Source organism: Vibrio sp. Y51_MX_L26, from assembly GCF_024181935.1.
Classification (GTDB): domain Bacteria; phylum Pseudomonadota; class Gammaproteobacteria; order Enterobacterales; family Vibrionaceae; genus Vibrio; species Vibrio diabolicus.
Genome location: NZ_JAMZAS010000001.1, coordinates 60,091 through 74,573 on the forward strand (window position 1 = coordinate 60,091; position 14,483 = coordinate 74,573).

At 45.9% G+C, this 14,483-nt stretch carries 10 protein-coding genes and 1 pseudogene; 8 read left to right on the forward strand and 3 right to left on the reverse strand.

Annotated features, from left to right (window positions below; all coding sequences use genetic code 11):
- The first annotated feature begins 8 nt into the window (after positions 1-8).
- Genes NL645_RS00250 through NL645_RS00260 form a run of 3 tightly spaced genes read left to right on the forward strand, consistent with a single transcriptional unit; the run spans position 9 to position 4,315 of the window.
- On the forward strand, positions 9-2,261 hold the full coding sequence (locus tag NL645_RS00250) for a proprotein convertase P-domain-containing protein (protein WP_253650934.1): 2,253 nt from the start codon (positions 9-11) through the stop codon (positions 2,259-2,261).
- Positions 2,262-2,286: 25 nt separating this feature from the next.
- A complete protein-coding gene (locus NL645_RS00255; RefSeq protein ID WP_109169202.1) occupies positions 2,287-3,738 on the forward strand; it encodes a DUF1566 domain-containing protein in 1,452 nt (483 codons plus the stop codon).
- Between the two features lies 1 nt (position 3,739).
- Positions 3,740-4,315 carry a DUF1566 domain-containing protein gene (locus tag NL645_RS00260; RefSeq protein ID WP_053808314.1) on the forward strand — a complete coding sequence of 192 codons (576 nt, stop codon included), beginning with the start codon at positions 3,740-3,742 and terminating at the stop codon, positions 4,313-4,315.
- Positions 4,316-4,423: 108 nt separating this feature from the next.
- Here NL645_RS00260 and NL645_RS00265 read toward each other — a convergent pair whose 3' ends face one another.
- Positions 4,424-6,067, reverse strand: coding sequence for a methyl-accepting chemotaxis protein (locus NL645_RS00265; protein WP_253650935.1), 1,644 nt, complete (start codon positions 6,065-6,067; stop codon positions 4,424-4,426).
- A gap of 328 nt (positions 6,068-6,395) precedes the next feature.
- Between NL645_RS00265 and NL645_RS00270 the strand changes: the two genes are divergently transcribed.
- The 5 genes from NL645_RS00270 to NL645_RS00290 all read left to right on the forward strand — a co-directional run bounded on the left by NL645_RS00270 (position 6,396) and on the right by NL645_RS00290 (position 12,403).
- Positions 6,396-7,217, forward strand: a complete 822-nt coding sequence (locus tag NL645_RS00270) for a phosphate ABC transporter substrate-binding protein (protein WP_005397879.1) — start codon at positions 6,396-6,398, stop codon at positions 7,215-7,217.
- A 103-nt stretch (positions 7,218-7,320) separates the two neighbouring features.
- Positions 7,321-8,253: a phosphate ABC transporter permease subunit PstC gene (pstC, locus tag NL645_RS00275; RefSeq protein WP_005397881.1), complete on the forward strand. Its 933-nt coding sequence runs from the start codon at positions 7,321-7,323 to the stop codon at positions 8,251-8,253.
- Between the two features lie 22 nt (positions 8,254-8,275).
- Positions 8,276-9,139, forward strand: a complete 864-nt coding sequence (gene pstA, locus NL645_RS00280; protein ID WP_005397882.1) for a phosphate ABC transporter permease PstA — start codon at positions 8,276-8,278, stop codon at positions 9,137-9,139.
- Positions 9,140-9,199: 60 nt separating this feature from the next.
- A complete protein-coding gene (gene pstB, locus NL645_RS00285) occupies positions 9,200-9,949 on the forward strand; it encodes a phosphate ABC transporter ATP-binding protein PstB (RefSeq protein ID WP_253650936.1) in 750 nt (249 codons plus the stop codon).
- Between the two features lie 330 nt (positions 9,950-10,279).
- Positions 10,280-12,403, forward strand: coding sequence for a GGDEF domain-containing protein (locus NL645_RS00290; RefSeq protein ID WP_006741920.1), 2,124 nt, complete (start codon positions 10,280-10,282; stop codon positions 12,401-12,403).
- A 117-nt stretch (positions 12,404-12,520) separates the two neighbouring features.
- On the opposite strand, the gene NL645_RS00295 is transcribed toward NL645_RS00290, so the two are convergent.
- Together NL645_RS00295 and NL645_RS00300 are read right to left on the reverse strand one after the other, a co-directional pair.
- Positions 12,521-14,167, reverse strand: coding sequence for a BatD family protein (locus NL645_RS00295; protein WP_253650937.1), 1,647 nt, complete (start codon positions 14,165-14,167; stop codon positions 12,521-12,523).
- Positions 14,168-14,171: 4 nt separating this feature from the next.
- Positions 14,172-14,483 (reverse strand): annotated as a pseudogene (locus NL645_RS00300) (hypothetical protein); the annotation flags it as partial.

The window sequence follows — 14,483 nt, forward strand, 5'->3', positions numbered from 1 at the left end:
AGCCCTGCATGAAACTCAAACTTTTAGCGCTTTCTCTTGCGTTGGCAGGCGTTCAAGTGACGAACGCTGCTGAGTGGGATTACCCTAGCGCGGCTATTACGGTCACGAACCAAGCCGAAGCGCTGCGCTACTTACAAGCCAATTACGCTAGCGCTGGCGAACTTAAGTTTCGCTATCAAACCCGTTCTCAGCTCGGAGATCATTACAACTTTGATGTGTGGGTCGATGGGCAGTATCAACCGCAACGCACCATTGTGCTGTCGACTAACCAAGACAGTCAAGTTGAGCGTATTTTCAAAAGCCTTGAAGATACGGTGATTCGTAATGGTGAGGCGATGCCAGCCGGAGAACTGGAGCTGCCTGTTCGATTGGAAGTGACTGAGCCGCCAGCATTGAGCTCTGGTGAGTTAGTGACCGTTCCCGTCTCACTCTTTGATCCTGATTTACGTACAATGCAACAACAAGCTGCGCCTGATTCTGCGTGGAATTCGTTAGAGGATTATCCGCAGCCACTTCAATATGTTGAGAAGCAGATTCAAGTTTTGCAGTCCGGTGGCAAGTTCTACCTAGCTAACGAGCGCGTTAAACAGGTGGATGCACTTGCATTACTGTCTTCACCTGCGGTAGGTGCGGAGCCTGTGCGTGATACCAGCAGTATTTTGCCGCCTGAGGGGGTTCAATCTTTTGCGGATGTAAAAGCGATGCAAAGAGTTCAACTTGGCGACAATGCCTTTTTGCAGTTGATGGCGTTTTACCATCTTGATAGCTCACTGCAGTACTTATCGAGCTTGAGCTATGACTTATTTGAAGAGCCGCTTCGTTTTGATGGGCGTGGTTTAGCGCTCGACAACTCTTCTTACTACACAGGTTCGCGTGCGCTGATGTTAGGCGTTGGCGGAGTATCTCCAGATGCTGCAGATGCAGATGTGATTTTGCACGAGCTAGGACACGGGATTCACTATCAAATCGTTCCTGATTGGGCGTATGGACATACTGGCGCGATTGGAGAAGGTGTTGGTGATTACTGGGCGGGCAGCGCGAGCTACCGAACACAGTATTTAGACGCAGCTCGCCGTGGCCAAGAATTCGAGTTAGATACGGTGTTCAACTGGGACGGTATGTTCGGAACACGCAAAACAACTCGTAGCTTATGGAACCAAAGAGCGCGTTACTTCGAGAGCTCAGAGTATCCAGCGCACGTTAGTGTGGGCGGTGAACTCGGCGATGAGCTGTGGTCAACGCCATTGTTCCAAGCGCTTAAAGCATCGATTGAACGATACGGTGATGACACCGATAGCGTGTTCCGCGAGTTTGACGCCATTGTCCTTGAAGGCATGTATGGCATTGGTCGTGGCGTGAAAATGCATGATCTGGCGGAATCGACCGTGTTTGCCGCAAACACTTTGTTCCCAAATAAAGACTATGCCCAATTCCTGACGGACAGCTTCAACAAACACAACTTACTTAAAGCGCCTCTTCGCGTTCGCTATGACGCTCGATACATCGCACAAGGTCAAGACGTTGGTGTGAGCCTGAGCCAAACTGGCCGTGAAGCGAGCATCAAAGGGCAATGGCAGCTAAACAACGAATCCGTTTTCGATTTTGATGAAACGCTTTCTGACTCGACCTCAATGAAGGTGGCTTTACCAAGCGGTCTGACATGTGGCACGCAATTCGATTCCTCTATCTCATTGGATTACCAATTTGCTGAGGGCTTAAAGACTCACCAGTGGAGTGAAAAGTTGATGCTGGTTAATGGTACGCCAGAGCTCGATATCCAGCCTCAACCAGTGAACTCCGCTTTGCCGGAGCAGGGTGACAGATTGTTCTCTCAGACGCTATCGGACAAGTCACGCACGATTGATGATTCGTTTGCGGTTTACCTGAACATCGAACATGACTCACTGCAGGATCTGCAAGTGACGCTTGTGTCTCCACAAGGTAAATCGGTTGTGCTACTTAGCCATCAATCAAGCAATACCAATGGATTTAAAGGTTACTTCACCGCTCAGTATGACGAGGAGTTACAAGCACTTGTCGGTCAGCCGAGTTGGGGTACTTGGCGTCTCGAAGTATCTGACCGCGTGTCAGGGAACTCTGGGGTGTTGAAAGAGTGGGGTGTGAGTCACTTTGCTCAGTATCAGTGTAGTGCTGATACCACTAAAGAAAGCAGTGGTGGTGGTTCAGGTGGCAGTGGTTCGCCTTGGACCTTGTTAGGACTTTTCCTGCTTTCAATGGTGAGAGTGATTCGTTCTCGTTAATTAAAATCTAAAGAAGACAAAATTTATGAAGTTTCAATATTCTTTCGTTGCTATGTCACTAGCCCTAGCTGGTTGTGGCGGTGGTTCTGGTGGTGACACGTCAACACCGACCTATAATGTAGCTGGCACCATCGTTTCTGCAGGTACACTTCTTGATACGCCAGTATGTATCGATTTAAACCAGAACTACGTTTGTGATACTACTGAACCGAGTGCTAAAACGGATAATGCTGGTAAGTTCTCCCTGACGTCAAGCGACAAGAACATTTTGACTAGCACGATTCTTGCTCAAGTTGATCAAGGCTCAAACCAAACGTTGCGTCTTGCAGCTCCAGGCCAAAACTTAGCCACGGGTAACACAGTAAATGGTGTAACAACATTGCTCGCAGGTCTTGTGGTTGACGGTAAAACCGTTGCTCAAGCTGAAGAGATTGTTAAAGCGCAACTGGCTAGTGTAGGCGTTTCGCTGAATGGTTCGGTGATGTCTAACGCAGAAGCCAGCGAGCTAGACAAGCTAGAGCAAAACACGGTTGCGCTATTAGCTGCGATGCAACCACAACAAATGACCAAAGGCGTAGCGCTGCTTGCTCAAAGTCTTAGCTTCCAAGGTAAATCGCTAGCCTCTGATCTTTTGTCTGAAGCGGAAGTGAGTGCATTTGCTGAAGAAATTGCAGCGGTTGCTGAACAAACGGTTGGTAGTAACGATACGGGTGCCATTCTTCACTTTGCTGATGGCGCTGCAGACGTTGCAGAGGTTCAAGCTTCTTACCCTGGTCAAGATGCGGAATACGGCTTCGACAAACAGGACAAGCAAACGTCGACAGGCGCGGGCTTTAAGTTCGTTAAGCTAGATTCACAAGGCGCTGCTTTAGCTGCAGATGCCACTGAGTGGGCTTGCACTTTGGATGAGCGTACTGGTCTTGTTTGGGAAAACAAGAGTGCGGATGCGAGCTCTATTCAATTTAAAGACCGCCTATTTGCGTTTGAGTCTGAAACATTTAAGCCATTTAGCAAAGATGTAGATCTTGCGGGCTGTAAAGAGGTGGGCGATGAAATTTGTACTACGAGCCAATACGTTGAGTACATAAACAAACAATCGTTATGTGGAATCACTGGTTGGCGCCTGCCTACTTACCGTGAAACTTATGACTTACTAGATTTCGGTGAAAAGACACTATTTGCGCCGAGCACAGAATATGAACCGAACAATGTGTATGGTTTTAATGTCAAATACTTCCCACAGCAAACTTTAGGCAGCCCTTATTTAGAAAAAGGTGCGTTTTGGCATGATGGTTTTAGGTTTACGGAAACATCATCACAGCTCATGGATGGTGAGATTTATTTCCCCGCAATTGTCTCTCGGGGCGCAGATAGAGGGGCCACTTCATTCGTTGAGATTCGCTCAAGCAGTACAAGTGAAGATGCCTATGATTCCTACCAATTCCCAATCCGTCTAGTAGCAGTTAAGGGACAATAAGATGAAGAAACTAATGACCGCGCTATCTCTTGTGTTGGCTTCTCAAGTAGCAATGGCAGCACAAGAGTGTTCGACTGAGTTTGCTAAAACAGCACCTAATACACGTTACACTTATTCAGATAAGGGAACTGTAACTGACTTAAAAACAGGTCTTACATGGATGCGCTGTCCAGTCGGTATGACATGGAATGCAGCAAACGAAGAATGCACCGGAACGCGAGCTACGATGTCATGGCAATTCGCGCTGTCTACGGCCCAACAAATTCGTAATCCGTCCGGTAACCACCCTCTACACAACTTTGCTGGCAAAAAGAATTGGCGACTAGCAAACATTAAAGAGTTGGTATCGTTAACGGAGCAAGCTTGCTATAGCCCAGCGATGAATGGTACAGGCTTTGCGAGCGGTTATACACTGACAGACAAGGACGATATTTTAGGACGTAATATTTGGAGTAACACACCTAATGGTGATGGTAAGCATGTTGCTACTCTTGATACGACTAATGGTGAGGTTTTCAATAGAGATCCATTAGACTCAAGTTTCAAAAGCTCTCTCTTGTTAGTGACAGATGAATAATACTTATTACGTTAATAAAGATTGATAGCTTTGCCTTTATAAAAAGCTCCGCCAGTGCGGAGCTTTTTCTTTTCTAACCTTTGGCACTTATCGTGTTGAGCAGAATGTTTAAACTTGGAACTGCTTAAGTTGGTGCTTTTGGTTTTCCGCTAAGCCTGAAAGCTCTTGAGCGGCAGAGGCGGACTGCGTAATGCCAGTCACGTTCTGGCTCACTAGTTCATAGATGTTCGTTAAGTTGTTGTTGATATCAGCCGTGACCTGTTTCTGCTCTTCTGATGCGGTCGCCACTTGCGTGTTGATTGAGTTCAGAGCGGCAATAGCATTACTGATATTAGCAAGTGATTGGCTAACTTCTTGTGCCAGAGCTTGGTTGTCTGACAACATGGCTAAGCTAGAGTGCATGCTTTCATTTGCGTGGCCCGATTGCTGCTGAAGCTCTTCGATGATGGTTTGGATCTCTTTCGTCGATTCCTGAGTTCGCGCCGCTAGCATACGTACTTCATCGGCGACTACCGCAAAGCCTCGGCCACTTTCGCCCGCTCGTGCAGCCTCGATCGCTGCATTCAGTGCAAGCAGGTTGGTTTGCTCAGAAATGCCTTCAATCACTTCGATCACGCGACCAATGTGTTCTGATTGATCTTTCAGCGATGTCACGACAGCTGCGGCTTCGTTGAGTTGTTCTGCCATTTTTTCGCTTGCGCGAGTGCTTTCCTCAAACATGCTCAGACTTTGTGAGGTAAGCATGCGTGCTTGATTTGATGCGCTATCGGCTTCTTGTGCATTGGTCGACACTTCAGCTGCAGTCGATTCTAGTTGGTTGATTGCCGAAGCCACTTGCTCAACTTCTTGCTTTTCTTGATCTGAGTTAACGCTGCTTTGAGTCATAACAGTCGCTAACTCGGTCGATGCTGATGCCACATCTTCACTAATTCGAACTAATGCACTCACGGTTTCACGCAGTTTGTCGATGGTTTGGTTTACATCCTGAGCCAGTTGCGACACTTCGTTTTTTCCGATGGCTTCGGCTTTAACCAATAGATTTCCCTTCGCGACTTCTTGCATGGTTCCTTGAAGGTTACGAATCGGTGCAACGATATAGCTGGCTAGTATCCAACTAATAAGCGAAGCAGCACTCAAGATCACCGCAAGTGAAACCGCACTGTAAGTGAGCGTGGTTGAATGCTGTTCGCCATTCGCTTCCACTTCATCGGTGACGATTTGATTCAATTGTTTAGACAGGTTGTCGATGGCGTTGATCATTGCTTCGCCAGCCAATCGATATTCTGCCATCGCAGATTCGTACTTTTGATTGAAATCGGATGTGGTGTAGCCAGAAGAGTGTTTGGTGGTGAGCAGAGGTGTCATGGTGACGCGCGTGAAATCAACATAGTGATCCATGGCTTTGCGCATAGTATTCACTTCGGTTTGAACGCCTGGGAGGCTATCGATGGAATTCAGAAAATCGCGGTTTTTGTTTTGTCGTTCAGACAGTTCTTGGTTGAGAGATTGGACATCTTCGGCTCTAAATAGACTGTAAATGGCTTTGATGCGCATAGCGTAGGTGTTGTCTACGATGGCGCTGAGTTCCTCTTTATGAATGATCAGCTTGTTGGTGGAAGTGGAAACCTTATTGAATGCTTGGTCGAGCTTGCCGATTCCGACGCTCAATCCAATGATGAGTAATACAACGGTGAATAGAACAGGTAAAAAGACCTGAAGTTTAATAGAAAGCGTACTAAGAAATTGACGCATGATTGACCCTCTATCGGTTTGATTATTATCTTTTTTATAAATAAGCATTTCGATTTTAATTGCCATATTCGTCAAATCAATGACTTACTCATATCCAATTGTTATGAAATGTACCAAAATCGATGGAGTTATCATTTTGAACGCGCGGCAATTTATAAAAGCGCTAAGCTAAAAACGGTAGAGGGATCAGTCGCGGAATTAATATACAGAAATGACAACGTGTCATAGAGGGTTCAACTAAGTGAAACACAACTGTCATATTCAAATTCTAAAGTGAGCACCGTTCAAGTGAAACACAACGGCAATAAAGCCACTTAAGGAAATTGTGATGAAAAAGACAGTAATCGGTGCAATCGCACTTCTAGGCGCAATGGCAGTGACTCCTGTTTCTGCTAAAGAAACTATCTCTGCAGTGGGTTCTAGCAGCGTAACTCCACTGATGGAAGTTTTCTCTGAAACGTACATGAAGAAGAACCCTAACGTATTTATCGAAGTTCAAGGCCCTGGTTCTTCAGCTGGTGTTAAAGCAGCAAAAAATGGTTCAGCAGACCTTGGTATGTCTTCTCGTAATCTAAAAGACTCTGAAAAAGAATCAACACTAATCGAAGAAGTGGTTGCTCGTGATGGTATCGCAGTGGTTGTTAACCCACAAAACAAACTGCCTGGCCTAACAGCAGAGCAAGTGACTGCAATCTACAAAGGCGAAGTATCAAACTGGAAAGAAGTCGGTGGTGCAGACAAGCCAATCGTAGCAATTACTCGTGACACGGCTTCAGGTACTCGTGGCGCATTTGAAGACATCATGTCTCTTAAAATGAAGATTTCTGGTAAGAAGGTATCAGCTATCTCTCAACGTGCTCAAGTTGCAAACGGTAACGGCGCACTAAAAACAATGGTTGCATCTAACCCATACGCAATCGGCTACATTTCTCTTGGTACTGTAGACAACACTGTTAATGCTCTAGCAATCGACGGCGTTGATGCAACGGTAGCTAACGTGAAAAACGGTTCTTACAAAGTAGCTCGTCCATTCCTTGTTCTTTACAAAGAAGGCAAGCCATCAGCTGAAACGCAAAAATTCCTAGACTGGATGCTAACTGAAGATGCGCAAAAGCTAGTTGACCAAAACGGTTACATCTCAGTTCACTAATTTTATCGGGACTCTTAAGTTTGCTCAGCCCACCATTTAGGGCTGAGCCTTTTCTATCCATAGTGTTCACCGGCAAAACGCCCAGAACCGTGAGATTTTTTAAATGACCATCGCAACAAATAGTGAAAAGCTTATGAATACTGACGCTAAAGCTATCAGCAAGCCCGGCCTGCGCGAGAAACGTCGCGTAGACTGGAAAGAGCGTATCTTCCACGGCTTGTTCCTAACCAGTGCCGTTATCGGAATCGTCTCATTAGCCGTTATTGCATACTTCATTGTTCGAGAGAGTATCCCGGCATTCCAAGAAGCTGGTATATCGGGCATCGTTCTTGGACAAAACTGGCTGCCGCCTGCACTTTACGGTGTTGCGACAATGATTGTTGCATCTATTGTATCGACGGCAGGTGCGGTAATCGTTGGTGTACCAATTGGTGTGCTGACGGCTATCTTCATTGCAGAAATCGCACCAAAGCGTCTTGCGGATATTATTCGTCCTGCAGTTGAGCTTTTGGCAGGTATCCCGTCTGTGGTTTATGGTTTCTTTGGTTTGGTCATCATCGTACCGCTGATTCAAAACATCTTTAATGTCCCTGCGGGTAACACGATTTTGGCAGGTATCATCGTGCTTGGTGTGATGATTCTACCGACCGTAATCACGGTATCTGAAACGTCTATTCGAGCTGTGCCTCGCGCATACAAAGAAGGCTCTTTGGCACTTGGCGCTTCGAAAATCTACACAATCTTCAAATTGCTCGTTCCAGCGGCTCGTTCAGGCATCATGACGGGTGTGATTTTGGGTATTGGCCGTGCTCTAGGTGAGACAATGGCGATCATCATGGTGATGGGTAATGCACCTGCTATGCCAGAAGGCATCTTGGATTCGGCACGTACGCTAACCGCAAACATCGCGATTGAAATGTCTTACGCAAGCGGTATTCACGCCAACGCTCTTTACGCTACTGGTGTTGTACTTCTGGTCTTCATCATGTCGTTGAACGCTGTACTTCTTTACCTAAACCGAGAAAAAGCGAAGTAATCGCTCGTTAAAGGTGACTATTATGGATCGCGCAAAACTAAAACAAGCTCGCCAGTTCAAAGATAACGTCTTTAACGCTTTGGTTTGGATTTCGGCAGCACTAACGGTAGGTTTTTTGTTCTGGATTATCTGGTACATCCTATCAAATGGTCTACAACACGTAGATTGGAACTTCATTACTGATAACTACACACGTACTGGTGAAGAGCACGGTATCTTCCCGATGATCGTCTCGACCATCTACATGGTTATCGCATCCATCGCGGTAGCGGCGCCACTGGGTATCATGACGGCAATCTACTTAACCGAATACGCGAAAGTCGGTAGCCGATTGGTAAAAATTATCCGATTCTGTACTGAGTCGTTGGCGGGTATCCCGTCGATCATCTTCGGTCTATTCGGTATGACGTTCTTCGTGGCAATTCTTGGTCTGGGCTTCTCGATTCTGTCGGGGGCACTGACTCTAAGTATTCTTATTCTGCCAGTGATCATCCGTACTACGGAAGAAGCACTAATGGCAGTGCCTCAAACGTATCGTGAAGGCTCTTACGGCCTTGGCGCTTCAAAAATTTACACTATCTGGCGTTTGATTCTTCCGAGCGCAATGCCAGGTATCTTAACCTCGGTCATTCTTAGTATTGGTCGTGTCATTGGTGAGTCTGCTCCAGTATTTCTGACAGCAGGCATGGTTGCTCGTATTCCAGATTCTCTGTTGGACTCTGGTCGTACATTAACCGTTCACCTATACAAACTGACTACCGAACTGTTTACCGTTGAAGAATGGAATCAGGCTTACGGTACCGCAACAGTGCTTATCGTGGTTGTTCTTCTGATCAACATGGTAACGAAACTGATTGCTAGACGTTTTAACACCGCAACTTACTAACAACACTAATTAAGAACGCACGTTAAAAGACACGAATTCAAGATTTAAGAGATTAAGAAAATGAACAAATTTGATATTGAAAACCTAGACTTATTCTACGGTGAAAACCAAGCACTGAAATCGATCAACCTACCAATTCCAGTTCGCCAAGTAACGGCACTTATCGGCCCGTCAGGTTGTGGTAAATCAACGCTTCTACGTTGTTTGAACCGCATGAACGACCTAATCGAAGGCGTGAAAATCACGGGTAAACTGGCGATGGACGGCGAAGACATTTACGGCAACATTGATGTCGTGGATCTTCGCATCAAGGTTGGCATGGTGTTCCAGAAGCCAAACCCATTCCCGATGAGCATCTACGAAAACGTGGCTTACGGCCTACGTGCTCAAGGTATCAAAGACAAGAAACACATTGACGAAGTGGTAGAGCGTTCACTACGCGGCGCAGCACTTTGGGACGAAGTGAAAGATCGTCTGAAGTCACACGCATTTGGTCTATCGGGTGGTCAGCAACAGCGTCTGTGTATCGCGCGTACTATCGCGATGGAGCCGGACGTAATCCTGATGGATGAACCAACGTCGGCACTTGACCCAATTGCGACACATAAAATCGAAGAGTTGATGGAAGAGCTGAAGAAGAACTACACCATCGTTATCGTGACCCACTCAATGCAACAGGCGCGTCGTATCTCTGACCGTACTGCGTTCTTCCTAATGGGTGAACTGGTTGAGCATAACGATACTCAAGTGATCTTCAGTAACCCTCAAGATGACCGTACTCAAGGCTACGTAAATGGTGATTTCGGTTAATTCGCCATATTTACAAGCATAACTAAATAACTATAAGCGATGGTAACTTTGCCCCTCTTTTTGAGGGGCCTTTTTCTTTTCAAGCTGCAGATTTATAACACCAACCTATACCAATAATTCTTGCAAGGAAGCACAAATATCCCTCCCTTTTTTATAGAACATGTAACTTATGTGAAATACGGTTATAAAAGTGCTGAAGAGCTCTCGAATGTGAAACTAAGTCTGATAATTTTGCGAATGACTTAACAGCTCAAATTTGATTGTATTGATTGCATATGATGGCCTAAGTAGTTTTTTATCGAGAATAAAAAAGTAGATTAGGTTGGTAGGGTGAGTTTAAGAAGTTTTACAAGAAAAGTGTCTTCAACGAGGGATCATCGCTTATTAGCGGAGGCGATATTTGATCATTTAGAGAGTTTGTTCTCCCCTCAAGCCTTAGCCATTTTTGAAGATCCTTCAATCAATCCCCGTTATTCTGTGAGTTTCTCTCGCGGGGAGCTTTACCCAATCCAAAGCTATCCTGACAGCTTCTGGGAGTGGGCGAGTCAGTTTGACACTTCTGAAAGCATCATTCCTCTGGCGATCAATACTTGTAACTGGAATCACACCCAAGATTTAGGTGGAGATAGTTACATAATGATGCTCGATAACACGCCTATCAAACGCACCTACCTACTGATTCAGTCTGTTCATGCTCGCACGGCACACAATATCTATGAAGAAAGCTATGATGCAATGCAGCTTGCAGCGGCGCGTTGGCAGTGCATTCGCGCCGAGAAAAATGCGTCGCAAGAGATGAGACACAGAGACATTCGTGAAGCGCAATATGTCGATGAAATTAACCAACGCGAGCGCTTTATCGAGAACATGAAGTTAGTTCAGCAAGTTGCTCTCGAGATCTCCAACCCTGATTCCTTAAAAGATTTGTATTACAAAGCCGTCGAAGCGCTACGTCAACGGTTGGGGTTTGATCGCTCCACACTGATGCTTCTAGATATGAAAAAGCGTAGTTTCAGTGGAACGTACGGCACGGATGAATCAGGCATCACCATTGATGAATTCCACACGCAATACGATTTACACCAACTGAGCGAAGAATACATCGCTGCGCTGTCAAGCCTTGAGAGCAACCTAGTGATCGTGGAAGATGCGCCGATATACACAGCAGGTAAAGTGGTTGGGCAGGGGTGGAACGCGATGTTGATTCTACGTGATGGCAATGAGCCATTTGGTTGGTTCGCGCTTGATAACTTTATTCATCGCAAGCCGATAACAGCGTATCAAAAACAGATGTTGGACTCGTTTGGCTCCCTTTTCTCACAAATTTACATTCGAAAGCGCCAAGAGCAGAACGTGCGTATGTTGCATTCAAGCATGGTTGAGCTATCACGCTGTACAACCGTCAGTGATGTATGTAAATCGGCCGTCACTTTTGCCATCAAAAATCTTGGTATTGATCGGATGGCGGTGTTTTTGACCGATGAAAACTGCTCATACATGCAAGGTACTTGGGGGACTGACATTCAAGGCAATGTGGTGGATGAGTCTTATTTCTTTGGTGAGACACAAGACTTTTCGTTGATCAATTTAGCTCGCGCCGTACCTAGTGAAGTTGCATTTGAGGAATCCGTTCCTATTTATCATGACTGTAATATTGTCGGCTTTGGCTGGGCTGCGATGACGGTTTTGACTTCGAATAGCAGCGGGCCCATCGCTTTTATTGCCGTTGATAACTTATTGACGCGCGCGCCGCTGACTTCTCAGCTACGTGAAGTGATTCGTATGTTCGCTTCCAGTCTAGCGGAGGTTTTGCAGCGCACTCAAGCGCAAGAGGCGATTCGCGGATTAAACGAAAACCTGGAGTTAGAAGTACAGAACCGAACCAAAGAGTTGGAAGAAGCCAACCGACAGCTTGAGGTACTTTCTAAACTTGACCCTCTGACACGTCTTGGCAATCGCCGTATGTTAGAACATGTGATGCAGAAATATTGCGCGCTAGAGTGTGAGGAAGCGATGTCCTTTGGTCTTATCCTGATTGATATTGATCACTTTGGGTTATTTAACAATCACTATGGCCATCTCGAAGGGGATATCGCACTAATGCGCGTGGGTCATATCTTGGATCATCATACCAAAGGTGAAGACGAGGTTTTCTGTCGCATTGGTGGAGAAGAGTTTGTGTTACTAATGATCGGCTCTGATCAAGAGGCGGTAAAGCAGAGAGCGGAACGTATTCGTCAATGCATTGAAGATGAAGGCATCAAACACCAACACAACCCAGAAGGTGAGCTGCTCACCGTGTCAGTCGGTTATTCTTGTTACAAAACGAAAGGCAAAGACTTTAATTTCGACCATCTTTACCAGTTGTCGGATAAGGCTCTCTATCAAGCGAAGAGTCATGGTCGAAATTGCGTAAGGCGATATGAGTACGAGCATCAAGCTTTTGTTGAATAAGTGATGCTCATAACATCAAAGTTACTGAGACAGTTTGGTTGATTTTTAGATAAAACTGCTAAAGTGAGTTTGGTCCGCACAAGAAAAATGGCAGCTCACTTGAGCTGCCATTTTTCTTTATAGTTTTTCTAGCTGGTGGTCGGTTTTCGTTACGTTTGCTTTGCCAAGGTTTTGAATTTTTGCCAGTAGCGAGTCTGGACGCCAAGGTTGTTGATTGGCACTAAAACGCGCTTGGTTCATGGCGTCAAGCTCTTGTTTTAAGGCTTGCGCATCACCAGGGCTTAACCTGTCTCGGTGAGTGTTTAGATACTCGTTTACTGAGCGTTCAATTTTAGCAGCGTCCCCTTCATTGATGACTTTTTTCAACGCATCAACGCAAAGAGGTTGCTCGGTATTCGAAACCGTTTTACTCGCCGTCATAGGACGCTTCTTCCATGCCCAAATCGCGACTCCTAACGTCGCCACCCAAAGTCCAGCGAAAACAAAGGTCAGGGTTTGCCAGAGACTGCTCACTCCACCGTTTGGTTCGGGACTGATGGCTGACTCAGGTGGTGTTGGCAGAGGCGATTCCGGCAACGTGATAAGCCCGGTGTCACTTTGCTCTATTTTTAATTGTAGCTCTGGTAACGTCGCTTTTTTTGCTTCATCATTTTGACTGTCCCACCAGTTCAAATGGTATCCCGGCAAGGTATATGACCCAGCCTCAGTGGGGATAATGACTTGCTTCACGGTCATGATAACGGTGCCATCTCTCGCGCTGTCGAATTGAGGCTGTTCTGGGTAGACCCGTAGTGAACTTGGATAATCAATACTTACTCGTGGAAGGTATTCGGCTTGTGTTCCGCGAGCTTTAATTTGAATGCTTCGAGTGAGTGAAGAGCCCTGTTTGACAGTGTTGAGCGCATTAACCGACAGTGGATTGCCTTGATCGTCTTGCCAGCTCTGCGTCATTTCTAACGCTGAAGCTGGAAGCCATTCCCCTTCAAATTCACTTGGAATTGGTTTTACCTCGATAGGCATTTGCTCAGCTTTGGTGTTGATTGGCATGATCTTGGTAGAGCCCGTCAAGCTGTCGCCATAAATGTAAGAGCCTGTCAGTCTAGGACCTATCAAGGTGTAAGTACCCGGCTGATTCGCCGTTAAGCGAAACGACTGTTCAATGACCGCTACTTCTAATCCATTTAAGATCTTTTGTCCCTGCTGTAAGCCACCAATAGCTTCAAGCTTCATGCCTTCAATCTGTGGAGGCACAATTTGTGGGTTATCAAGACGGCGGGTATCCGCTTTGATCAAAAGCTGCATACGTAATGTCGCAGATTGCTGAGGGTACAGCGTGCTGTTGTCGACACTGATATTAAAGCTAAATAGGTTATCGAGATTGGGTTCAGCTTGGCTTGCGGTGACACGAAGCTTTATTGGCTCCGTTCTCATACCATCTGCGGAAAAGCTCGGAATAGTCAGAACACCTTCTTTCATCGGCGCAATCGAGATACTCCACTCAGTACGTACAGATTTTCTTCCGTTAATGTTATTGCTGGAGCGCCCATAACGAGGTTGACCCAAGAAAAAGTCGTTCTCAAGTACATTAAAGTCAATTGCATCTGAGCTGAGCTCAGTATCTGCCATGATTCTGAGGTTGATCACTTCATTCTTAGCAACTTGTGTTTTATTGACGCTTGCTTGAAGCGTCTGTGCCATCACCGAGAAGCTGGATAATAGGCTGGCCACAAGAATAAAGATCAGTTGTACGCCTTTGTTCATCATGGGCTTACCACTCCTTTTGAGATTGTTGTGGAGGTTGTTTTTGTTGAGCTTGAAGCTGCATTTGTGCACGAATCAAAAAGCTTGGATCGCGAGCGCTTTCGACTGCTTCTAGACGACGGAATTCAGGATCATCCCGATGCGTGTTTTTTGGCTGCACTTGAGCCTGCATTGGCTCACCTTGTTCCTGAGCCTGCTTTTCACCTCGTTTCGGTCGATGTTGCTCTGTTTTTTGCTTTTCTGTTTTATTTTCAGATTCTTGCTGATTTTGTGACTGTTGTCCTTGCTCTTCCTTCTCACCGTTTTGAGACTTTTGTTG